This is a genomic window from Enterobacter sp. 22466 (genome assembly GCF_052044775.1).
In the GTDB taxonomy this organism is placed as follows: Bacteria; Pseudomonadota; Gammaproteobacteria; order Enterobacterales; family Enterobacteriaceae; genus Enterobacter; species Enterobacter dissolvens.
Genome location: NZ_JBQENX010000001.1, coordinates 1,060,847 through 1,083,101 on the forward strand (window position 1 = coordinate 1,060,847; position 22,255 = coordinate 1,083,101).

Consider the following 22,255-nt stretch of genomic DNA (forward strand, 5'->3'; position numbering starts at 1 on the left):
TAAACCTTAAATCACACCCTGCCCAATCATCGCGTCCGCCACCTTCACGAACCCGGCGATATTCGCACCACGCACGTAGTTGGTTTGCGAGGCCTCGCCGCCGTACTCTACACAGGCGTGGTGAATATCCAGCATGATGTGGTGCAGACGGGCATCCACTTTCTCTGCTTTCCAGCCCAGACGCGCGGCGTTTTGCGCCATCTCCAGACCGGACGTTGCCACGCCGCCGGCGTTGGCGGCTTTTCCCGGTGCAAACAGTACGCCCGCTTCCAGGAACAGATCGGTCGCCTCGATGGTAGTTGGCATATTCGCCCCTTCGGCTACCGCTTTTACGCCATTGCTGATTAAAGTACGGGCGGCTTCAACGTCCAGTTCGTTCTGGGTTGCACACGGCAGGGCGATATCCACCGGCACGCCCCACGGCTGTTTACCCTCAAGATAGGTCAGACCAAACTCGCGGGCATAATCGGCCACGCGGCCATCGCGGCTGGCTTTGATTTCACACAGACGCGCCAGTTTCTCAGCCGTGAAGCCGGCTTCATCCACGACGGTACCGCTGGAATCAGACGCGGTGACCACGCGGGCACCAAACTGCATTGCTTTTTCGATGGCATATTGCGCCACGTTACCGGAGCCGGAGACTGCCACGCGCATGCCTTCGAAGCCTAAGCCGTGGCGTTTCAGCATCGCTTCGGTGAAATAGACCAGACCGTAGCCGGTCGCTTCCGGGCGGATCAGGCTGCCGCCGAAGGAGAGTCCTTTGCCGGTAAAGACGCAGGCGCTGTTGTTTGAGAGCTTTTTCATCATTCCGGCCATAAAGCCCACTTCACGCCCGCCTACGCCGATATCACCGGCAGGGACGTCGGTATCCGGGCCAAGGTGGCGATAAAGCTCGGTGATCAGCGCCTGGCAGAAACGCATCACTTCGCCTTCGCTTTTGCCTTTCGGATCAAAATCGCTGCCGCCTTTACCGCCGCCCATCGGCAGGGTAGTGAGCGCGTTTTTAAAGGTCTGCTCAAAGCCAAGGAATTTCAAAATCGACAGGTTCACTGAAGGGTGGAAGCGCATCCCGCCCTTAAACGGCCCGATGGCCGAGTTAAACTGCACGCGCCATGCGCGGTTGACCTGCACCTGATTGCGGTCGTCCACCCACGCCACGCGGAACTGGATCACGCGCTCAGGCTCGACGAGGCGCTCAAGCAAAGACATCTGACGATAACGCGGGTTTTGTTCCAGGAAGGGCCACAGGGTGGTCATTACTTCACGTACGGCCTGCGCAAACTCGCTCTGATGCGGGTCGCGCTGCTGAACATGGGTGAGAAAACTTTCCAGAGTGCGTGTCTGATCCATAGATATAAGAACCTCTTATGATAATTTCCGTATGTGTCTTATACGATTTGTGTTGTTTTTTTGACTATACCACCCGTACCGCTTTGCGAAGCAAGCAGAAATTCATGTCGAAAGGGAAATTAATGACCTGTGCGGCGTCATAACCAAAAGCGATGACGAGATAAATTAAAGGTTCCGCGATGATTAACCGTTATAGTCATTATCAGGACACAACAGGAAGAGAAGTCTATGAACCGTTACGTGATGACCGCGTTATGTTTGATGCTGAGCGCAGGCGCGCAGGCTGACCGCATGCGTCCGGATGTGGAAGTGAACGTCCCGCCGGAGGTCTTTAGCTCCAGCGGCCAGAGAGCGCAGCCCTGTAACCAGTGCTGCATCTATCAGGATCAGAACTACTCAGAAGGGGCGGTAGTGAAAGCGGACGGCATCCTGCTGCAGTGCCAGCGCGATGAACGCACCATCAGCACGAACCCGCTGGTCTGGCGTCGCGTAAAAGAATAAAGGCTTCCAGCAGCGGAATATCCGCCGGGGCTAAGGGGTAGTCAAACGCCTCTTCAGGCGTACACCACACCAGGGCGCTGTGGTAGTGCGCCGTTAGCTCACCGCTGAAGTGGGGAACGTGCCAGGCGTGCAAATTGATAAGCCGCTGCGACACTTCCCGCTGGTGGCTTGCGACGTAGTGCGACGGTTGCGCGTGGATCCCCAACTCCTCCTGCAACTCGCGGATCAGCGCCTCGGGCTGCGTTTCTCCGGCTTCCACCTTTCCACCGGCAAACTCCCACAGGCCCGGCTGATCGGCATGCATGGGGCGCTGCGCCAGTAAAATTTTATTGTCTTTTTCAATGATTGCCGCAACGACATCGAGTGTTTTCAGCATGGTCGTCAATACTTGTTAGCGAAAAACACCATATTATCGTGCCCTTTCCAGGAGTCCAGTCATCAGGAGAATCACGTGAAAGCGACATCCACCTGGGTTGCCCCGGTTGAATCCCTTCCCGCCAGCCTCAAACCGATTGCCGCCATGCAGAAAAAACATTTTGGCGCAGTGCTTAACCCCACGCGCTGGTGGGGACGCATGCCGCGCCTGTTCTGGCTGGTGGCGCTGTTTATCGGGTTTCTGGAGCGACGCAACGCCCGCCTGACGCCGGTGCTGCGCTCGCTGCTGATGACGCGGGTATCGCAACTCTGTCACTGTGCGTTTTGTATTGATGCCAACAGTCTGCGTCTGGCCGAACGCGCGGGCGCGCTGGATAAAGTGCAGGCCGTGAGCCAGTGGCGTGACGCTGCGCTTTTTAATGAACAGGAGCGCGCGGCGCTGGCCTATGCGGAGGCCGTGACCGCCACGCCGCCGCAGGTGGATGAGGCGCTCAAAAGCGAGCTCAAACGCCTTTTTACCGATGAGACGATTAGTGAAATGACGGCGCTGATTGCGTTTCAAAACCTTTCGGCCCGCTTTAATGCCGCCCTTGATATCCCGGCGCAGGGACTGTGCGACACGTTTAAAGGAAAGCCGCATGCTTGATCGACATATTCATCCCCGGGTAAAGCCCGCCCTTAACCGGTTGGCCTCCTGGCTGGATAAACCCGGCATCACGCCCGATGGCTTAACGTTGACCGGATTTGCCGCAGGCGTGCTGACGCTACCGTTTCTGGCACTTGGCTGGTATCCGGCGGCCCTGGTCGCCATTGTGGTTAATCGCCTGCTGGATGGCCTGGACGGCGCACTGGCACGCCGAAGAGGGCTGACGGATGCGGGCGGGTTTCTGGATATCGCGCTCGATTTTTTGTTCTACGCGCTGGTGCCGTTTGGTTTTGCCCTCGCGGCTCCCGCTGAGAATGCGCTGGCCGCGGCCTGGCTACTGTTCGCCTTTATCGGAACCGGCAGCAGCTTTCTGGCCTTTGCTGCACTGGCGGCGAAACACAATATCGATAACCCCGGCTATGCGCACAAGTCGTTTTACTATATCGGCGGATTAACGGAAGGGACGGAGACCATCGTGCTGTTTGTGTTGTGCTGCCTGTTTCCGGCGCACTTCACGCTTCTCGCGTGGGTATTTGGCGCGTTGTGCTGGCTGACCACCACAACGCGCATCTGGAGCGGGTATCTGACGCTGCGATCACTCACGCCCTAGCGCGAACTGTCGGGTCCGCGTTCGCCAGACGACACCGGGTTTTGCGAGTGGCTGCTCCATTCGTACCAGCCACCGTCATAGACGGCGACGTTTTTCCAGCCCATCACCCGGGCATACATAAAGCCCTCAGAAGCTCGCCAGCCGGTACCGCAATAAAAGGCCACGTGCTGTTCCGGCAGGATGTTCCAGCTTTTCCACATGGCGGCGATGTCATCGGCGCTGCGCATAGTGCCGTCCGGGTTATGGAAATCTTCCATGTGGGTGGCATCGCTTCCGGCATGACCCCAGCGGGCCCCGGCGATTTCACCTTTGGGTTTGATGTAGCTGTAGCCGCTGGTTTCGCCAGTAAACTCCGGCCACGAGCGAATGCTGACCAGCGAGGCATCCTGGCGATGCAGCATCCCGCGCGCCTGCGCCATATCGACCATCAGCTGTGGCTGACCGGGGATCGGCGCGCCGAAATCGGGGGCGGGTTTGACATCAGCAGGCATCCCTCTTTCCACCGGCAGGTTGGCTTCTGACCACGCTTTCCAGCCACCATCAAGAATACGCACGTCCTTCACGCCCGCGTAGAGCATAATTTGTGCCACGCGGGCGGCGGCATAGACATCGCGACCATACAGAATGACGGTGGTATCGTGACGGATCCCGTGTTTTGCCAGCATCGCTTTCAGTTTGTCGTCAGAAACCTTATTCCACAGCGGCTCGCTTTCCACTTCATTGGTATCAATATAACCCACGCCGGGAATGTGGTTCAGCAGATAGAACTTCGGCGCTCCCCAGGCGGCTTCAATCACTTTCCAGTGACCGGCCGGGGCGGCTGCCACTGGTTTACCCTGCGAAAGCTGGTGGATCCACTGCGGATAAACGAGCTGTTCAAAGTGTGGCAGGCGCTGCAGACGATCGGGGGCCTGTAGGGCATCGCTGAGGAGTGAAATCCGGGTATAGCCGGCTTTTCTGAGCCGGGCGCTCACCGCCTGGTTATCCGCGTCACTGCCGTAGAGTGCGAGGGGTGTTGTGGGGGTAAGTTGATGCTGTTTTGCCCAGCGGCCAATCTGGTCGTCGCTCATCGCGCTCAGCCAGGTAGCGGAGAGATTAAGCGCGGCGGGCTCGTGCCCGGAGGGGCCGTTCAGCGTTTGCGGCCAGCCGTTATAAAACGCACTGGCACGGGTATCGATCGCCGCGCCGTGCTGTTCCTGGAGCTGAGCCAGTGTGAGCGAGTGTGGCATATCAGCGGCCATGCAAGAGAGTGAGGCGAGGCCGCAAAGCAGGGCCAGCGCGGTCAGTTGAGAAACACGTTTCATCGAATAACCTGACGTCAGTAAAAGAGGGGGGCATTGTCGTCTCTCCTGAAAGGTAAAACATTGCGTTAGCACATTATTGCCAGCGAGAAATCTCAATCACCTCACTACCCGGCGGAATATCTTCCTCGTCATGCGTGACCAGCACCACCGGGATATCACGTGCGCGCAGGGCATCAAACACCCATGTCCGAAAGGACGACCGCAGTGATTTATCCAGGCGGCTAAACGGTTCGTCCAGCAACAACGCCTGTGGTTCGGCAAGCAGAGCCCGCAGCAGGCTCACCCTGGCACGCTCCCCGCCGGACAGCGTGGCCGGATCGCTGGCATAGTGGTGATTTAGCCCGGCTGAGTCCAGCGCCCGTTGCACCCCTTCCTGGCGTACGCGCCCGGTGATCCGCGCCGGTAACGCCAGCAGCAAATTTTGCCCGACGCTGTACTGGTCAAACAGCAGGGCGTCCTGAAAGAGAATACCGATCCCACGTTGCTCGACAGGCAGCCCGTCACAGCGGCGATCGTCAAGCCACAGCTCACCCTGCGCCTGAAAGTCGTCAGACAGTGCCCCAACCATCCATGAAAACAGGGTCGATTTCCCGCTGCCGGACGGCCCCATCAGGGTGACAATTTCACCGCGAGGAACATAAAAGTTAACTTCACGGAACAGCGGCGCAATGGTGAGATTGTTGACCTTCAGCATTAACGTAATCCTCGTCGGTAATGGCCCGCGAGCCGGGATAACAGTGCGGCAACGCCGAAGACGGCCCCTGTCACCAACAGCAGCCACAGCGCCCGGTTAGCCAGAATCGGGATGCTGCCGCCGCTGCTGAGCGCCACGGTTTCGGTGGTAAGGGTGCTGAAACGCCCCGCGCCGAGCCAGAGTGTTGGCATGTATTGCGCCATGCTGACCGAAAAGCCGGTTGCAAACGCCAGCAGCGCGGGGCGAAACAGCAGGGGACATTTGATCAGGCAGAAGACTTTTGTCCGCCGCCAGCCAAGCGTTCTGGCCGTGAGGAGAAGCCGCGGATCGATGCGCCGCCAGGCGGGTTGCAGTATCAGCAGCATCCACGGCAGTACCCACAGCAGATGGCTCCAGAGCACGGCGGCGTACTGCCCGTCGATACCCAGCCATAACGCCACCCTGTATTGCCCGGAAACCAGCGGCAGCGCAGGAAGGGCGAGCGGGAGCCAGACCCACAGCACACCACGCCGCGGCCCCCATTCCAGCCAGAGCAGTATCATGATCAGGGCGATCAGGCTGGCGAGCAGGCCGAACGATAAACTGGCACGCACGGCGCTAACATCATCCCACTGGGCCAGCATCAGCAGCACTCCGGCGCAAAGCATGCCGCATGCGGGGAGGATTCCGCTGAGCATACGGGCGGGCGGCGCGAGGGGTAACGTGCGTCGCACCCCTGTCAGCGCAGGCAACGTGCGACGCCACGCTTTCCAGATACCGAACCCCAGCGCCGAAAGCACGGCCAGCAGCGCGAGCATCAGCAGGCAGAGCAGGGTTCCCTTCGTTTGCTGCTGCACGTCGCCCTGGGTCAGCCACTGCCAGGCCAGTACCGCCAGGGTAGGAGGATTCCCCGGCCCCAGGATGATGGCGACATCCACAACAGAGAGGGACCAGGCGAGCACCGCCAGCATTGTGGCACCCAGCGCCGGGGCGATCTCCGGGATCACCAGCCAGCACAGCCGCTGGAGCCGCCCGTATCCCAGGGTCTGCAACACGACATTCTGGCGGGCCAGTCGGGTTTCAGGTAACACCGCGTATATCGCCCACAGCACGAAGGCGCTCTCCTTGACGGCGAGGGTCAGCCCTAACCCAATCCCGTAGCGATCCAATATCGGGGAGCAGCGCGTACAGAGCTGATAAAACAGACCGCCTTCGGCAAAGGTCAGCAACACGCTGGTGGCGAAGGCAACGTGGGGAACGGCCAGCAGCCACGGCAAACGGGTACACAGACGACGCCAGTGCTCGCCGGGCCACAGCGTGGTGACGAAAATCAGGGCGATAAACAGGGCGCCGAGAGTGGCAATCAACGTGGATACCAGGGTGGCGGCAAGCGCCTGCGGGATCTGCGGATCATCAAACAGACGTTGCCAGTTTTCCGCCGACATGGCCGGGATCAGCAGCATGGCGCTGGCGGGAACAAGCGGCAGATACACTGCCACCATCGCCAGCCAGATGAGTGCGCTCAGCGGGTGCCGTAACGACGCAGCCATTCCTGCTCCAGCGCGTTAACCCAGGCCGCATGTGGCTCCGCAAGCATCTGCGGAAGCCCTTGCGGCGTGCGGGCCTGAAGCTGTTTTGCTTCATCTGCGGGCAGCGTGTTCGCCTGCAGTACGCTCGGATCGCCCCAGATAGTCGGGTCGGCTTTGCGGATCTGCGCCTGAGGTGAGAGCAGGAAATTGGCAACCACCTTCGCCCCCGCACTGGCGCTGGCGTTCGCCGGGATGGCAACAAAATGAACGTTACCGATCATCCCGTTGCGAAAACCAAAGCTGTAGCTGTCGGCAGGCAGTTCACCGCTGGCCACTTTTTGCAGTGCATGTGCCGGGTTAAAGGTCAGCGACAGGTCCAGGCTGCCGCGGGCAAGCAGGGTATCCATCCGCGCAGGAGAAGGCGGAAAATCTTTTCCTTCTCGCCACAGCAGCGGGTGGAGTCTGTCGAGGTAGTCCCAGAGCGGCGCGGTAACCTGCGCAAAGGTGTCATCGGGCGCGCGTTTCAGCGCATCAGGCCGGGAAGTGAGCGTTAAAAGCAACTGCTCAAGAAACGCGGTGCCGGTGAAATCTGGCGGACGGGGATAGCTGATTTTACCCGGATGCTGCTGCGCCCAGGCCAGTAATGCCTGCGGGTCTGACGGCGGAGTCGGCATGCTCGCTTTGCGGGCGATAAAGGTGAGCTGCGCGCCACCCCACGGAGATTCTGCGCCCTCGGTTGGCAGGGCGAAATCTTCCGTGACCGGTTTGTTTGTATCGACATAGCGCCAGTTAGGCAGTGTCTGCGCCCACCCGGTTTGCAGCAGGTTAGCCTCTTTCAGCGTGCGGAAATTTTCACCGTTAACCCACAATAGATCGACTGAACCGTGGGTCTTACGCCCTGCGGCGGCTTCTGTCTGGATCCGTTTTACCGCGTCCGCCGCATCGGCCAGATGGACAATGTTGAGGTTGATGGCGTAGTGCGTTTTCATCTCACCGCTGACCCAGTCGAGGTAGCGGTTCACCGCCTGATCGCCTCCCCAGGCGTTAAACCAGACGGTCTGGCCTTTGGCCTGTTGTTGGATAACGTGCCAGTTGTCGGCGGCACACAGAGGGGCGGTCAGCAGCAGACCGGTCAGAAACGCGCAAAAACGCACACGGCGCATAATGCCTCACTTTTTAAACTAAGAGGGGAGTCGGGAAAACAGCCATCGGCTCACCAGCGGTAATAACCCCAGTAGTGTAAAGGCTAACAGCATGCCCGGCGACAGAATATCGCGCAGCGAGGTGATTTTTCCCAGCTCGCGGCCGGCGTTGAGGAAGATAACCGTCGCGGGCAACATGGCGAGCTGGCTGACCCACCAGTACCGGCGCACCCCAATGCGGGTCAGCCCCATCAGCAGATTGACCAGAAAAAACGGGAACAACGGCATCATGCGCAGGGCGAAAAGATACCCTGCGCCGTCACGCTTCATCCCGGCGTTCACCGTTTTCATCTGTTGGGCAAACCGTCGCTGAACCCAGTCGCGCAGCAGATAACGGCTGGCGAGCATAGCGAGCGTGGCGCCGAGCGTGGAGGCAAACGACACCAGCAGCGTCCCTTCCCACAGCGTAAACAGCGCGCCGCCCAGCAGGGTCAGTATCGCGGCACCGGGGATAGACAGGGCGGAAACCACCACATAGAGCGCAAAAAAGAACAGCGCACTTTGCAGGGGGGAGTCGTCGACAAAGGCGAGCAACGTCTGTTGATGCGTTTTGACGGTTTCAAGAGAGAGCGTGCCCGGAGGAAGAGTGAGCCACGTCAGCATAAAGGCGCCCAGCAGGGCGCACAGTAAGACAATTTTTCGAATGTTCACACGGGGTTAAAGCTTGAATTTCGCCCACACCGGCGCGTGGTCCGACGGTTTTTCCATGCTGCGGATATCGTAGTCGATCCCGGTTTCAATGCAGCGTTCTGCCAGCGGGGAGCTGGCCAGCAGCAGGTCTATGCGCAGCCCGCGGTTGTCGTCAAAGCCTTTTGAGCGGTAATCAAACCACGAGAAGCGATCCTGGGTATCCGGGTTGGCCGTGCGGAAGGTATCCACCAGACCCCAGCTCAGCAGGCGATCCATCCACTCACGCTCTTCCGGTAGGAACGAACATTTACCGGTGCGCAACCAGCGTTTGCGGTTCTCTTCACCAATGCCGATATCCAGATCGGTCGGGCTAATATTCATGTCGCCCATGATCAGCACCGGATTCTCTTTTTTCAGTTCAGTGGTCAGGTAATCCTGCAGATCCTGATAAAACTTCGCTTTTGCCGGGAATTTGGTCTCATGGTCACGGCTCTCTCCCTGCGGAAAATAGCCGTTGATCACGGTAATGTTGCCGAGCGCTGAAGGAATTTCCGCCATGATGATCCGGCGCTGCGCTTCTTCGCCATCACCCGGGAAGCCGCGGCGGACGGAAACCGGCGTCTCTTTGGTCAGTAGGGCTACGCCGTAATGGCCTTTCTGCCCATGATAAAAAACGTTGTAACCGAGTTTCACCACCTCTTCGAGGGGGAACATATCGTCGTGAACTTTTGTCTCCTGCAGGCCGATCACATCAGGCTGATGTTGCTCAACAATCGCTTCAAGCTGGTGAGGGCGGGCACGCAGGCCGTTGATATTAAAAGAGACAAATTTCATAGTCGCTGCCAGTGCAAGGTGAATAGTGCATGGATGGTAGCAGAATTTGCGTCGCCTGTTATGGGGATTGACCAATAACTGCGACAGATAATGCCAACGGTGCAATATTTGCACCATTCTGACGCGCTTCGCCCCTTAAGAGGGCGTAAATGGCCGATAAATTTCGCGAGGGATCACAATTCCAGAATTATATTTGGCCTCTGCATACTCTTTCTTATTTTCATGCGGCAAAGCGCCGCTTATCGTAAAAATATTCACTTTTTATGCAGTAATGGTGAATAACTCCATGTCGTAACCTATTGATATTCTGTTGCTCACTCCCGTTTATGCATTTTTATCGCTGGCTGGCACGAAGCGTGCAATCTACATTCACAGTGCAAACACCCAATTATTTAACATCTAAATAACTTTTTATTTACCGGATGAGGTCGCTATGTCTCTGTCAATTACGCGTGAAAATTTCGATGAATGGATGATGCCGGTTTACGCTCCGGCGGCTTTTATTCCGGTACGTGGGGAAGGCTCGCGCCTGTGGGATCAGCAGGGCAAAGAGTATATCGACTTTGCAGGGGGGATCGCGGTGAATGCGCTGGGCCATGCACACCCTGCGCTGCGCCAGGCGTTAAACGACCAGGCGGCGAAGTTCTGGCATACCGGTAATGGCTATACCAACGAACCGGCGCTGCGTCTGGCGAAAAAACTGATCGACGCGACCTTTGCGGAGAAAGTCTTTTTCTGTAACTCGGGCGCGGAGGCGAACGAAGCGGCGCTGAAGCTGGCACGCAAATATGCGCACGACAAATTCGGGGTGCATAAAAGCGGGATTGTGGCCTTTAAGAACGCGTTCCATGGCCGTACGCTCTTTACCGTCAGCGCAGGAGGCCAGCCGTCCTACTCGCAGGACTTTGCGCCGCTGCCGCCGGATATCCGCCACGGGATGTATAACGATCTGCAGTCTGCCAGCGAGTTGATTAACGACACCACCTGCGCGGTGATCGTCGAGCCAATGCAGGGGGAAGGCGGTGTGCTGCCCGCCCAGAAAGCATTCCTGCAGGGGCTGCGCGAACTGTGTGATCGTCATAACGCGGTACTGATTTTCGACGAAGTACAGACCGGCGTAGGCCGTACCGGTGAGCTGTATGCGTATATGCACTACGGTGTGACGCCGGACGTTCTCTCAACGGCGAAAGCGCTGGGCGGCGGCTTCCCGATTGGCGCGATGCTGACCACCGATAAATTCGCCAGCGTAATGGTCGTGGGCACGCATGGCACCACCTATGGCGGTAACCCGCTGGCAACGGCCGTGGCCGGACAGGTTCTGGATATCATCAATACCCCGAAAGTGCTGAAGGGGGTTAAACAGCGTCACGACTGGTTTGTGGAGCGTCTGAACGCCATTAACAGCAAGACCGGTCTGTTTAAAGAGATTCGCGGCCTGGGGCTGTTAATTGGCTGCGAACTGACGCCGGAGTTTGCCGGAAAAGCTAAACTTATTTCACAGGAAGCGGCGAAACAGGGCGTGATGGTGCTGATTGCCGGTGCCAACGTGGTGCGTTTTGCCCCTGCGCTGATTGTCAGCGAGGAAGAGGTGAGCACCGGTTTAGACCGTTTTGCGCTGGCCTGTGAACGTGTGAAATCCGGGGTGTCATCATGATGGTCATCCGTCCCGTTGAGCGCGGCGATCTCGCCGGGCTCATGCAGCTTGCCGGTAAGACGGGGGGCGGGCTGACCTCGCTTCCTGCCGATGAAAAAACGCTGTCGGCGCGCATTGAGCGCGCCCTGCAAACCTGGCAGGGGACGTTGCCAAAAAGCGAACAGGGCTATGTGTTCGTGCTGGAAGATACCGACACGGGGACCGTAGCCGGGATCTGCGCCATCGAAGTGGCCGTTGGCCTTAATGACCCGTGGTACAACTACCGCGTGGGCACTATGGTTCATGCCTCGAAAGAGCTGAACGTCTACAACGCGCTGCCGACGCTGTTTCTCTGTAATGACCACACCGGTGCCAGCGAGCTTTGCACGCTGTTTCTTGACCCGGCGTGGCGTAAAGAGGGCAACGGGTATCTGCTCTCCAAATCGCGCTTTATGTTTATGGCCGCTTTCCGCGATCGTTTTAACGAAAAGGTGGTGGCCGAGATGCGCGGCGTGATCGACGACAAAGGTTACTCACCGTTCTGGGAGAGCCTGGGCGAACGCTTTTTCTCAATGGAGTTCAGCCGGGCAGACTATCTGTGCGGCACCGGGCAGAAAGCGTTTATCGCTGAGCTGATGCCGAAACACCCTATCTATACCCATTTCTTAACCCCGGAAGCACAGGCGGTGATTGGCGAAGTCCATCCGCAAACTGCGCCTGCCCGCGCGGTGCTGGAGAAAGAAGGCTTCCGCTACCGTAACTATGTCGACATCTTTGACGGCGGGCCGACGCTGGAGTGCGATATCGACCGCGTGCGCGCGATCCGTAAAAGCCGACTGGTTGACGTCTCTGAAGGTCAGCCCGCGCCGGGTGACTGGCCAGCGTGCCTGGTGGCGAACGAAAATTACACCAACTTCCGCGCCATGCTGGTGCGTACCAACCCGAAATGTGAACGTCTGGTGCTGACGGCGGCAGAACTGGATGCCCTGAAATGTAATGCCGGCGATACGGTTCGCCTGGTACGACTCTGCCCTGAGGAGAAAACAGCATGACTTTATGGATCAACGGTGACTGGGTAACGGGCGAAGGCGAACAGCGCGTGAAGACCAATCCGGTCGGCAACGAGGTGCTCTGGAAGGGTAATGATGCCAGCGCCGGGCAGGTTGAACAGGCCTGCCACGCGGCGCGCCGCGCGTTTCCGGCGTGGGCGAAACAGCCGTTCACCGTGCGCCAGGGAATTGTCGAAAAGTTTGCGTCTCTGCTGGAAGCGAACAAAACCGAGTTGACCCGCACGATCGCCCTGGAAACCAGCAAGCCACGCTGGGAAGCGGCGACCGAAGTGACGGCGATGATCAACAAAATCGCCATCTCGGTAAAGGCGTACCATACCCGCACCGGCGAGCAGCATACCGAAATGGCTGACGGCGCGGCCACGCTGCGCCATCGCCCCCACGGCGTGCTGGCGGTGTTTGGCCCCTACAACTTCCCGGGGCATCTGCCGAACGGGCATATTGTGCCGGCGCTGCTGGCGGGAAATACCATCATTTTCAAACCGAGTGAATTAACGCCGCTGACCGGTGAGGTGGTGGTGAAGCTCTGGGAGCAGGCGGGTTTGCCGCCTGGCGTGCTGAACCTGGTGCAGGGCGGGCGTGAAACCGGCCAGGCGCTGAGCGCGCTGAGTGATATTGATGGCCTGCTGTTTACCGGCAGTGCCGGGACGGGCTATCAGCTGCATCGCCAGCTGGCCGGACAGCCGGAAAAAATTCTGGCGCTGGAGATGGGCGGAAACAACCCGCTTATTGTTGAAGATCCTGATGATATTGACGCGGCAGTCCACCTGACCATCCAGTCGGCTTTTATTACCGCCGGTCAGCGCTGCACCTGTGCGCGTCGTCTGCTGGTGAAGCGCGGGGCGCAGGGCGATGCGTTCCTCAGACGTCTGGTTGAGGTGAGCGCGCGTCTGGTGCCTGCGACGTGGGATGCCGACCCGCAGCCGTTTATCGGCGGGCTGATCTCCGAACAGGCGGCGCTAAACGTTCTGAAAGCCTGGCAGGACCATGTCTCACGCGGCGCGAAAACCTTGCTGGAGCCGAAGCAGGTTCAGCCGGGCACGTCGCTGCTGACGCCGGGCATTGTTGAGATGAGCGGGACGAGCAACGTGCCGGATGAAGAGGTCTTTGGGCCGCTGCTGTGCGTCTGGCGCTATGACGATTTTGACAGCGCCATTGCGATGGCCAACAACACCCGCTACGGCCTGTCGAGCGGTCTGATTTCGCCGCAGCGCGAGAAGTTTGATCAGCTGTTGCTCGAAGCGCGCGCCGGGATTGTTAACTGGAACAAACCGTTGACCGGAGCCGCGAGTACCGCACCGTTTGGCGGCGTAGGCGCATCCGGCAACCATCGTGCCAGCGCCTGGTATGCAGCGGATTACTGTGCGTGGCCGATGGCGAGCCTGGAAACAGCTGCGCTGACGTTGCCGGACACGCTGAGTCCGGGTCTGGACTTTAGTCAGGGAGAACGCCATGAAAGCGCGTGAAGTGAATTTTGACGGACTGGTGGGGCTGACGCATCACTATGCCGGGCTCTCCTTTGGTAATGAAGCCTCGACGAAGCATCGTTTTCAGGTTTCCAACCCGAAACTGGCGGCAAAGCAGGGGCTGCTGAAAATGAAGGCGTTATCGGACGCGGGTTTTCCGCAGGCGGTGATCCCGCCGCAGGAGCGTCCAAACGTGGCGGTGTTACGCCAGCTTGGTTTTAGCGGTACGGATGAGCAGGTGGTCGAAAAAGCGGGAACGCAGACGCCACACCTGCTCTCGGCGGCGAGTTCTGCCTCCTCAATGTGGGTGGCCAACGCAGCGACCGTCGCACCCTCTGCCGATACGCTGGATGGCAAGGTCCATTTGACGGTGGCGAACCTGAATAACAAATTCCACCGCGCCACCGAAGCGGAGACCACGGAGCGCGTGCTGCGCGCCATATTCCATAATGACGCCCATTTTGCTGTCCATCCGGCTCTGCCGCAGGTGGCGATGTTTGGTGATGAAGGTGCTGCCAACCATAACCGCCTGGGCGGCGATTACGGCGAACCGGGGTTACAGCTGTTTATTTACGGACGGGAAGAGGGCGGCCATTCTGCGCCCACCCGCTACCCGGCCCGACAGACGCTGGCGGCAAGCCAGGCCGTGGCGCGTCTGAATCAGGTCAATCCGTCACAGGTGATTTTTGCCCAGCAGAACCCGCATGTGATCGACCAGGGCGTGTTCCATAACGACGTGATTGCCGTCTCTAACCGGCAGGTTCTGTTCTGCCACGAGCAGGCGTTCGCCCATCAGGAGAAACTCCTCGCCACGCTGCATGAACGCGTGCCCGGCTTTATGCCGATTCAGGTACCGACCCAGGCGGTGAGCGTGCAGGATGCGGTTGAGACCTATCTCTTCAACAGCCAGCTGTTGAGCCGGGACGATGGCAGCATGATGCTGGTGTTGCCGCAAGAGTCCAGGGATCACCAGGGCGTGTGGCGTTATCTGACGGAACTGGTGAAAGCCGATAACCCGATTGCGGAGCTGCGCGTCTTTGATCTGCGCGAGAGCATGGCGAACGGGGGCGGTCCGGCCTGTTTACGTCTGCGCGTGGTACTTACGCCCACTGAAATGCAGGCCGTTAACCCGGCAGTGATGATGAATGAGACGCTATTTAACACCCTGAACGACTGGGTGGACCGCTACTATCGCGACCGGTTAACGCAGGCCGATCTGGTTGACCCGCAGCTGCTGCGCGAAGGCCGCGAGGCGCTGGACGCGTTAACCTCAATCCTGCAGCTGGGCCCGGTTTACCCGTTCCAGCGCTAAAGGAGAGGCTATGGAGAATTTACTGGCGCTGACGCTGGCAGACGAAACGCCTGAGCAGAGTGAGGGGGACGGCCCCTCATTTCACTGGCAATGGCTGGGACGCGGCGTGCTTGAGCTGACGCCGACCGCGAAGAGTGAACAGTCGCTTGTGCTTTCAACCGGCATTCACGGCAATGAAACGGCACCCGTGGAAATTGTCGACCTGCTGCTGCGCGCATTGTATCGCGGGGAGATTGCGCTGCACTGCCGCCTGCTGGTGGTTCTGGGGAACCCGACTGCGCTGGCGCAAAACAAACGCTATCTGGTGAGCGATATTAACCGCATGTTCGGTGGCCGCTGGTCGCAATTCCCGCCGAGTGATGAAACGGCACGGGCGCAGTGGCTGGAGCAGATCGTCACTCACTTTTTCACCGACGCGGGACCATCGCGTTGGCATCTCGATCTGCATACGGCGATCCGTGCCTCGTATCACGTGCGCTTTGGCGTGCTGCCGCAGCGGAATCAGCCCTGGGATGAAGACTTTCTGCGCTGGCTGGGGGATGCGGGGCTGGAAGCGCTGGTCTTTCATCAGTCGCCGGGGGGCACCTTTACCCACTTCACCTGTGAACGCTTCGGTGCGCTGGCCTGCACGCTGGAGCTGGGAAAAGCGCTGCCATTTGGGCAAAACGATCTCACGCGCTTTGCCCCGACGCATCTTGCGCTGCGGGCGCTGCTGGGCGGTACCGTGCCGGAGCATACCAGCCAGCCCGTCGAGCGTTATCGGGTAGTGCAGCAGATCACCCGCCGCAGCGAAGCTTTCCAGCTTCACATGGCGGCCCACACGCTCAATTTTACGCCGTTTCGCAAAGGGGTATTACTGGCGGAGGATGGTGACGAGCGCTATGAGGTGCAGAAAACAACCGAGTATGTGCTGTTCCCCAACCCGTCGGTGGCCTTTGGTCTGCGTGCCGGGCTGATGCTGGAGAAAGTGTCCTGATCGTTTCCCCTCCTGTCTGCAGGAGGGGAAATTTAAAACTATTTTCTTAGCGATTAAGGCGATCGCATTTTCTTTGCGGAATATTCCTGGATTATTGCTTTATTATTAATCGGCAGTTGGTTATACTTCTGCACAATCTCTTGATAATCAGTCTGTTGCATATTTTTGTTGCAACTCTCCATGCTTTATCCTTATTTCCTCCATATTTGGCGAAAATTTGTTTTTTACACTTTCATTGTTTTACCGTTGCTCTGACTAATTGACGATAAACCCCGTAAAGTTAATCTCGTCAACACGGCATAGCGCCGAAGAATAACTGAAAGTAAGGAAATAAATTATGCGTAAGTTTACTGCACTGTTTGTTGCTTCTACCCTGGCTCTGGGCGCTACCAGCATGGCGTTCGCCGCAGATACCGCAACCACGACTGCTGAAGGCAAAATGATGATGCATCACAAAGGCAAGCCGGGTATGCACGAGATGATGATGTTCAAAGATCTGAACCTCACGGATGCACAGAAACAGCAGATCCGCGACATCATGAAAAGCCAGCGTGACCAGATGAAACGTCCTCCGCTGGAAGAGCGCCGCGCGATGCATGACATCATCGCCAGCGACAGCTTCGATAAGGCCAAAGCCGAAGCGCAGATCGACAAAATGGCTGAGCAGCATAAAGCACGCATGCTGGCTCATATGGAAACCCAGAACAAGATCTACAACATTCTGACGCCGGAACAGAAAAAACAATTTAATGCCAATTTTGAGAAGCGTCTGACAGAACGTCCGGCAATGGAAGGTAAAATGCCAGCACCAACCGAATAATCGGTTCACCCTCTTAAGACCGCCGGGATCCTGTCTACAAAAGCGCAAACGCTGTGGACAGGACCGGCGGTTTTTTCTTTCTTACCCTCTTGTCTGCCGCAACAGGCGCGGTATTCTCCTCACATCGCTTCAGAGAACTCATGACGTTAGATTTTTATCCACGTCCCGCTAAGGCCTGCCCACTCTGCTGCCGATAATACGTCTGTGACTATTCAACCATAACAAACAAGACAGCAACGATAGCGATATCCTTGCCCTGGCGCTCGTTGCGCCATTCAGGAGTGGTGATGGAGTTCTTTGATATCCGTAAGATGCCGGTCAGTCTCTGGCGTAATGGTGCTGGTGAGACGCGCGAAATTTGTTGTTTTCCTCCCGCGACGCGCGACTTTTTCTGGCGTGCCAGCATTGCGACCATCGCCAGTAATGGCGAGTTTTCCTCTTTTCCGGGTGTGGATCGGGTGATTACCTTGCTGGAAGGGGGAGAGGTGACGCTGGATGCCGGTCAGGCGTTTTGCCATACCCTGAAGCACCATCAGCCCTTTTGTTTTTCCGGCGATCAGCCCGTAAAAGCGCTGCTCACCGAAGGTCAGATGTCGATGGACTTCAACATCATGACCCGGCGGGATTGCTGCCAGGCGAAAGTGCGGGTGGCTGACCGTACCTTTACCACCTTTGGTTCACGTGGCGGTGTGGTATTCGTGTTAAGCGGTGCGTGGCAGTTGGGGGATAAATTGCTGACGGCCGATCAGGGCGCGAGCTGGGAGGAGGGAACCCATACCCTCCGTTTGCTGGAATCACAGGGCACGTTATTATTCAGCGAAATCAACTGGCTGCCTGGTCACTGAGCACAATAACGTCAAACTCGCCGGTCAGCACGGGCTTACAGAGAATTTTGTAGCCATCATGGTCGAAGCCGGCGGGTGTGCGTAACAGGGTGGCGGCCTCCTGCAGGTTATCGACCGCACCCAGCCAGAACCAGTTATGGACGATGTGGTACTGCGTCATCGTCTCTCCCACTTCTTTTAGCGCAACAGCGCCTTCCCATGGCCAGCAGTTCACGCTGATGGCCGCCAGCCCGCCAAGAAGCCGGGCGTGATGTTCCTCCAGGCTCTCTTTGCCGCAGCAGGCACCCGCACAGCGCTTGAGCGCAGAGCGGAAACAGGCGCGTCCACGGGTGGTGGCCTCCAGCCCCAGCAGGCTGTAGCAAAGCTGCTGCTCGTCCGCCAGCGTTTGCAGCGCCTGTAGCGCAGCACGTTTGTTGGCGAACAGGCCGTACAGATTCGGTGCATGGGAAAAATCGACGTCGCGCGCATAGACAACCTGCGGTTTGCCCGCGGTTATCTGCAGCGAGCAGAGCTGACGATTGCGGCGCAGACGCTTATTAAACAGCGGCTGTTGCTCTTTAATTAACCGGGCTTCCAGTAAGAGCGCCCCCATCTCTCCCGCGGTCGGATACCAGCTGATGCGTCGCGACTGACGGAGCATGGCGGCTTCGTCCGGCGTGCGCAGATGGGACAGCACCCGGCTGCGAATATTCACGCTCTTGCCGATATAGAGCGGCAGGGTGTCGCTTTCGCCATGAAAGATGTACACGCCTGGCTGTTTAGGCAATTCCTCAAGCCAGGGGCGGAGATGTTCGGGATATTCATAGATAGCCGCCGCTTCAAACTCAAGACGCGGGGCAGATTGACGCCTGCTCACATACCACTCCATATACTGTTCAGGTATACAGTGTAGCAGGTGTGGGGTGGTTAAAAAAGAGCCGGGTGGCCTGATGCCCTCACCCCAACCCTCTCCCACGGGAGAGGGCGCAAATATTAAAAACGGTAACCTGGGTTACCGTTTTGCTTCTATTTCTTCCAGAAATCGTCAAACACGGTAATGGGTGGGCGGCGTTTGTGCTCGGTTTTCAGATACCAGCCTTCGATAATCTTCGCGATACTCTCGTCCAGTTTCTTGCCTTCCAGATAATCATCGATGTTGTCATAGGTCACACCGAGCGCCGCTTCATCCGGCAGGGAAGGGCGATCGTCTTCCAGATCCGCCGTTGGCGCTTTCTTGTATAAATGCTCCGGACAGCCCAGCGCAGCCAGCAGTTGTTTACCCTGACGCTTGTTCAAACGGAAGATAGGGTTAATGTCGGTGCCACCGTCGCCGTATTTGGTGAAGAAGCCGGTGATGGCTTCCGCCGCGTGATCGGTCCCGACAACCACGCCTTTGGTCATGCCGGCGATGCTGTACTGTGCTTTCATGCGCTCGCGCGCTTTTTCATTGCCGCGCACAAAATCGCTCAGCTCAATGCCCGCTTCGCGCAGCGCCTGTTCGCTCGCCAGCACCGATCCTTTGATATTGACCGTCAGCACGCGGTCAGGCTGGATAAAGGCGATAGCATCCTGACAATCCTGTTCGTCCGCCTGCACGCCATACGGAAGACGTACGGCGATAAACTGCAGGGATTCATCCCCGGTCTCTTCGCGCAACTCTGAGATTGCCATCTGACAGAGTTTACCGGTCAGCGTTGAATCCTGGCCCCCGCTGATGCCCAGCACCAGAGATTTCAGGAAAGAGTTCGTTTTTAAGTACGATTTTAAAAAATCCACGCTGCGGCGGATCTCTTCATTAGCATCTACCGCAGGCTTCGCGCCCAGCGCCTGGATAATCTCGTGTTGCAGAGCCATCACGCCCTCCATATGCAGACCATAAACAGAATGTGTTAACTGTTAAAACTACCCCTTCAGGCGTAAAACGACAAGGATCACAGTTTCGAGTGCGCTATTTTGCGGCGTTTTAGCAGGTTATCGTTGTTTTATTAGAATTTTCCGAAATTCGTCTGGCGTAACTCGCAAAGTTGAACAATAGTACTTTTTATCCCATGCTTAGATAACACGCTGATAAACAAGAGGACGGAATATGAACAAGAACGTAGCAGGAATTCTTAGCGCAGCGGCGGTACTGACTATGCTGGCAGGGTGTACGGCGTACGATCGCACCAAAGATCAGTTTACACAGCCGGTAGTGAAAGATGTCAAAAAAGGGATGACGCGTTCGCAGGTGGCGGCGATTGCCGGTAAGCCTTCGTCAGAAGTGACGATGATCCACGCGCGTGGTACCTGCCAGACCTATATCCTGGGTCAACGTGATGGTAAGGCAGAAACCTACTTTGTTGCTCTGGATGACACCGGTCACGTGATCAATTCCGGTTACCAGACCTGTGCTGAATACGATACCGATCCGCAGGCACCTAAGGCGCAGTAACCCTGCTTGCCTGAGGATGTTAACAAGCCGGCCTTTAGGCCGGTTTTTTTATGCATACGTAAATCTTATTTCTTTGCGCGAATTATTTGCCTGAAATGTGAAGGTAGTCAACAAGCCAGGTCAATGAGAGACAATTTAGGCCTGTGCAGAATTATCCCCCCTCTGTACCATTACGTATACTCACTCCAACGATAAACAACAGTCAGCACATTACCTGTCAGCCAGGAGAGCGAGTCGAGTGATAGCGCGACGGCAGGTAGTCATACAAGAGGGAAATTATTATGGAAAAGAAACATATCTATCTGTTCTGCTCTGCGGGCATGTCAACGTCACTGCTGGTGTCAAAGATGCGTGCGCAGGCTGAAAAGTATGAAGTGCCTGTCGTGATAGAAGCGTTCCCGGAAACGCTGGCGGGCGAAAAAGGACAGACCGCGGATGTCGTTTTACTGGGACCGCAGATCGCGTACATGCTGCCAGAGATTCAACGTTTGTTACCGAATAAACCGGTCGAGGTTATCGACTCGGGACTGTATGGCAAGATTGATGGTTTAGGTGTACTGAAAGCTGCTGTGGCAGCCATTAAAAAAGCTGCTAATTAATTTTTATTTTTCCCGTCAAAGAGTTATTTCACACACAATACGCCGTGACCTGGGTTGCGGCATTTAAGGGTATTTTCCTATGAGTAAAGTCATCGCTTCACTTGAAAAGGTACTCCTTCCTTTTGCTGTTAAAATAGGAAAGCAGCCTCACGTTAATGCCATCAAAAACGGCTTTATTAAATTAATGCCGTTGACGCTGGCCGGGGCAATGTTCGTTTTAATTAACAACGTTTTTCTGAGCTTTGGTGAAGGTTCCTTTTTTTATTCATTAGGAATTCGGTTAGACGCTTCAACCATTGAAACCCTTAACGGTTTTAAAGCCATCGGCGGCAACGTATATAACGGTACGTTGGGTATTATGTCGCTGATGGCGCCTTTCTTTATTGGGATGGCATTAGCCGAAGAACGCAAGGTGGATCCGCTGGCCGCGGGGTTATTGTCCGTTGCCGCCTTTATGACCGTCACCCCTTACAGCGTGGGTGAAGCTTATGCGGTAGGCGCTAACTGGCTGGGTGGGGCAAACATTATTTCCGGTATTGTTATCGGTCTGGTGGTTGCCGAGATGTTCACCTTTATTATCCGTCGCAACTGGGTAATTCGCCTGCCGGATAGCGTACCGGCCTCCGTTTCCCGTTCATTTTCCGCGTTGATTCCAGGCTTCATTATTCTCTCCATCATGGGGATTATTGCCTGGGCGCTCTCTCACTGGGGCACAAACTTCCACCAGATCATCATGGACTCTATCTCTACGCCCCTGGCGTCGATGGGTGGCGTGGTCGGTTGGGCGTACGTGATTTTCACCTCCCTGCTGTGGTTCTTCGGCGTGCATGGTTCACTGGCACTGGCGGCGCTGGACAGCGGTATCATGACCCCATGGGCACTGGAAAACGTTGCACTTTATCAGCAGTACGGCTCCGTTGACGCGGCTCTGGCGGCAGGTAAAACCTTCCATGTGTGGGCGAAGCCGATGCTGGACTCTTATATCTTCCTGGGGGGTACCGGGGCGACGCTGGGTCTGATCATCGCGGTCTTTATTGTCTCTCGTCGCGCTGACCATCGTCAGGTTGCGAAGCTGGCGCTGCCGTCAGGCATCTTCCAGATTAACGAGCCGATTCTGTTTGGTCTGCCTATCATCATGAACCCGGTGATGTTCATTCCATTCGTCCTGATTCAGCCGCTGCTGGCGGGGATCACCCTGACGGCCTATTACCTGGGCATTATCCCGCCTGTGACCAACATTGCGCCGTGGACCATGCCGGCGGGTCTGGGAGCATTCTTCAATACCAACGGTAGCGTAGCCGCCTTCCTGCTGGCGATATTCAACCTCGGGATTGCAACACTGCTCTATATGCCATTCGTGGCGATAGCCAACAAAGCCGCGACCGTAATTGATGAAGAAGAGAGCGAAGAGGATATCGCCCTCGCACTGAAATTCTAAATATTGCCCGGCGCGGGGTCGCCCGCGCCAGC

At 57.1% G+C, this 22,255-nt stretch carries 23 protein-coding genes; 13 read left to right on the top strand and 10 right to left on the bottom strand.

Annotation, left to right across the window (positions count from 1 at the left end):
• Positions 1-6 precede the first annotated feature (6 nt).
• A complete protein-coding gene (gdhA, locus tag ACTJJI_RS05150) occupies positions 7-1,350 on the bottom strand; it encodes an NADP-specific glutamate dehydrogenase (RefSeq protein ID WP_020688396.1) in 1,344 nt (447 codons plus the stop codon).
• A 228-nt stretch (positions 1,351-1,578) separates the two neighbouring features.
• Between gdhA and ACTJJI_RS05155 the strand changes: the two genes are divergently transcribed.
• A complete protein-coding gene (locus ACTJJI_RS05155; RefSeq protein WP_047362183.1) occupies positions 1,579-1,851 on the top strand; it encodes a YnjH family protein in 273 nt (90 codons plus the stop codon).
• Here ACTJJI_RS05155 and ACTJJI_RS05160 read toward each other — a convergent pair.
• Positions 1,811-2,227, bottom strand: coding sequence for a pyrimidine (deoxy)nucleoside triphosphate diphosphatase (locus ACTJJI_RS05160; protein WP_058681434.1), 417 nt, complete (start codon positions 2,225-2,227; stop codon positions 1,811-1,813). The genes ACTJJI_RS05155 and ACTJJI_RS05160 overlap by 41 nt on opposite strands.
• Positions 2,228-2,302: 75 nt before the next feature.
• Here ACTJJI_RS05160 and ACTJJI_RS05165 point away from each other — a divergent pair, with 75 nt between their 5' ends.
• Together ACTJJI_RS05165 and ACTJJI_RS05170 are read left to right on the top strand one after the other, a co-directional pair.
• Positions 2,303-2,872, top strand: a complete 570-nt coding sequence (locus ACTJJI_RS05165; RefSeq protein ID WP_063412789.1) for a carboxymuconolactone decarboxylase family protein — start codon at positions 2,303-2,305, stop codon at positions 2,870-2,872.
• On the top strand, positions 2,865-3,482 hold the full coding sequence (locus ACTJJI_RS05170) for a CDP-alcohol phosphatidyltransferase family protein (protein WP_014831518.1): 618 nt from the start codon (positions 2,865-2,867) through the stop codon (positions 3,480-3,482). The genes ACTJJI_RS05165 and ACTJJI_RS05170 overlap by 8 nt, the downstream gene beginning before the upstream one ends.
• Here ACTJJI_RS05170 and ACTJJI_RS05175 read toward each other — a convergent pair.
• From ACTJJI_RS05175 to xthA, 6 genes are all read right to left on the bottom strand, one after another.
• A complete protein-coding gene (locus tag ACTJJI_RS05175) occupies positions 3,479-4,786 on the bottom strand; it encodes a sulfurtransferase (RefSeq protein ID WP_440653314.1) in 1,308 nt (435 codons plus the stop codon). The two genes, ACTJJI_RS05170 and ACTJJI_RS05175, sit on opposite strands and share 4 nt — an antisense overlap.
• 73 nt (positions 4,787-4,859) lie before the next feature.
• Entirely contained in the window at positions 4,860-5,480 is a 621-nt protein-coding gene (locus ACTJJI_RS05180) for an ATP-binding cassette domain-containing protein (protein ID WP_440653316.1), read from the bottom strand.
• A complete protein-coding gene (locus ACTJJI_RS05185) occupies positions 5,480-7,009 on the bottom strand; it encodes a thiamine ABC transporter permease (RefSeq protein WP_440653318.1) in 1,530 nt (509 codons plus the stop codon). The genes ACTJJI_RS05180 and ACTJJI_RS05185 overlap by 1 nt, the downstream gene beginning before the upstream one ends.
• The gene (locus tag ACTJJI_RS05190) at positions 6,982-8,142 is read right to left on the bottom strand and encodes an ABC transporter substrate-binding protein (protein ID WP_438266223.1); all 1,161 of its coding nucleotides are present in this window, start codon (positions 8,140-8,142) and stop codon (positions 6,982-6,984) included. The genes ACTJJI_RS05185 and ACTJJI_RS05190 overlap by 28 nt, the downstream gene beginning before the upstream one ends.
• Positions 8,143-8,169: 27 nt before the next feature.
• Complete coding sequence (locus ACTJJI_RS05195) at positions 8,170-8,841, bottom strand: TVP38/TMEM64 family protein (RefSeq protein ID WP_083021728.1); 672 nt, start codon at positions 8,839-8,841, stop codon at positions 8,170-8,172.
• A gap of 6 nt (positions 8,842-8,847) precedes the next feature.
• The gene (gene xthA, locus ACTJJI_RS05200; RefSeq protein ID WP_013097033.1) at positions 8,848-9,654 is read right to left on the bottom strand and encodes an exodeoxyribonuclease III; all 807 of its coding nucleotides are present in this window, start codon (positions 9,652-9,654) and stop codon (positions 8,848-8,850) included.
• Between the two features lie 433 nt (positions 9,655-10,087).
• Between xthA and astC the strand changes: the two genes are divergently transcribed.
• The 7 genes from astC (at position 10,088) to ves (ending at position 17,776) form a co-directional block, all read left to right on the top strand.
• On the top strand, positions 10,088-11,308 hold the full coding sequence (gene astC, locus ACTJJI_RS05205; protein WP_319851563.1) for a succinylornithine/acetylornithine transaminase: 1,221 nt from the start codon (positions 10,088-10,090) through the stop codon (positions 11,306-11,308).
• Complete coding sequence (astA, locus tag ACTJJI_RS05210) at positions 11,305-12,339, top strand: arginine N-succinyltransferase (RefSeq protein ID WP_014831525.1); 1,035 nt, start codon at positions 11,305-11,307, stop codon at positions 12,337-12,339. The genes astC and astA overlap by 4 nt, the downstream gene beginning before the upstream one ends.
• Positions 12,336-13,823: a succinylglutamate-semialdehyde dehydrogenase gene (gene astD, locus ACTJJI_RS05215; RefSeq protein ID WP_395999340.1), complete on the top strand. Its 1,488-nt coding sequence runs from the start codon at positions 12,336-12,338 to the stop codon at positions 13,821-13,823. Before astA ends, astD begins: the two co-directional genes overlap by 4 nt.
• The gene (gene astB / locus ACTJJI_RS05220; protein WP_050859556.1) at positions 13,810-15,135 is read left to right on the top strand and encodes an N-succinylarginine dihydrolase; all 1,326 of its coding nucleotides are present in this window, start codon (positions 13,810-13,812) and stop codon (positions 15,133-15,135) included. Before astD ends, astB begins: the two co-directional genes overlap by 14 nt.
• 10 nt (positions 15,136-15,145) lie before the next feature.
• Positions 15,146-16,111 carry a succinylglutamate desuccinylase gene (gene astE / locus ACTJJI_RS05225; RefSeq protein ID WP_050859557.1) on the top strand — a complete coding sequence of 322 codons (966 nt, stop codon included), beginning with the start codon at positions 15,146-15,148 and terminating at the stop codon, positions 16,109-16,111.
• A 337-nt stretch (positions 16,112-16,448) separates the two neighbouring features.
• Positions 16,449-16,931 (top strand): ATP-independent periplasmic protein-refolding chaperone Spy, encoded by a 483-nt coding sequence (gene spy / locus ACTJJI_RS05230; protein WP_440653322.1) that lies wholly within the window; start codon positions 16,449-16,451, stop codon positions 16,929-16,931.
• A 287-nt stretch (positions 16,932-17,218) separates the two neighbouring features.
• Positions 17,219-17,776, top strand: coding sequence for an environmental stress-induced protein Ves (gene ves / locus ACTJJI_RS05235; RefSeq protein WP_046887849.1), 558 nt, complete (start codon positions 17,219-17,221; stop codon positions 17,774-17,776).
• Here the strand turns inward: ves and cho are convergent.
• Together cho and nadE are read right to left on the bottom strand one after the other, a co-directional pair.
• Positions 17,754-18,632, bottom strand: a complete 879-nt coding sequence (gene cho / locus ACTJJI_RS05240) for an excinuclease Cho (protein WP_014831531.1) — start codon at positions 18,630-18,632, stop codon at positions 17,754-17,756. The two genes, ves and cho, sit on opposite strands and share 23 nt — an antisense overlap.
• A 149-nt stretch (positions 18,633-18,781) precedes the next feature.
• Entirely contained in the window at positions 18,782-19,609 is an 828-nt protein-coding gene (nadE, locus tag ACTJJI_RS05245; RefSeq protein WP_014831532.1) for an ammonia-dependent NAD(+) synthetase, read from the bottom strand.
• Between the two features lie 232 nt (positions 19,610-19,841).
• Here nadE and osmE point away from each other — a divergent pair, with 232 nt between their 5' ends.
• The 3 genes from osmE (at position 19,842) to chbC (ending at position 22,223) form a co-directional block, all read left to right on the top strand.
• Positions 19,842-20,186, top strand: a complete 345-nt coding sequence (osmE, locus tag ACTJJI_RS05250) for an osmotically-inducible lipoprotein OsmE (protein ID WP_003857836.1) — start codon at positions 19,842-19,844, stop codon at positions 20,184-20,186.
• A gap of 281 nt (positions 20,187-20,467) precedes the next feature.
• The gene (gene chbB, locus ACTJJI_RS05255) at positions 20,468-20,785 is read left to right on the top strand and encodes a PTS N,N'-diacetylchitobiose transporter subunit IIB (RefSeq protein WP_008500676.1); all 318 of its coding nucleotides are present in this window, start codon (positions 20,468-20,470) and stop codon (positions 20,783-20,785) included.
• Positions 20,786-20,864: 79 nt separating this feature from the next.
• Positions 20,865-22,223: a PTS N,N'-diacetylchitobiose transporter subunit IIC gene (gene chbC, locus ACTJJI_RS05260; RefSeq protein ID WP_014831533.1), complete on the top strand. Its 1,359-nt coding sequence runs from the start codon at positions 20,865-20,867 to the stop codon at positions 22,221-22,223.
• Positions 22,224-22,255 lie beyond the last annotated feature (32 nt).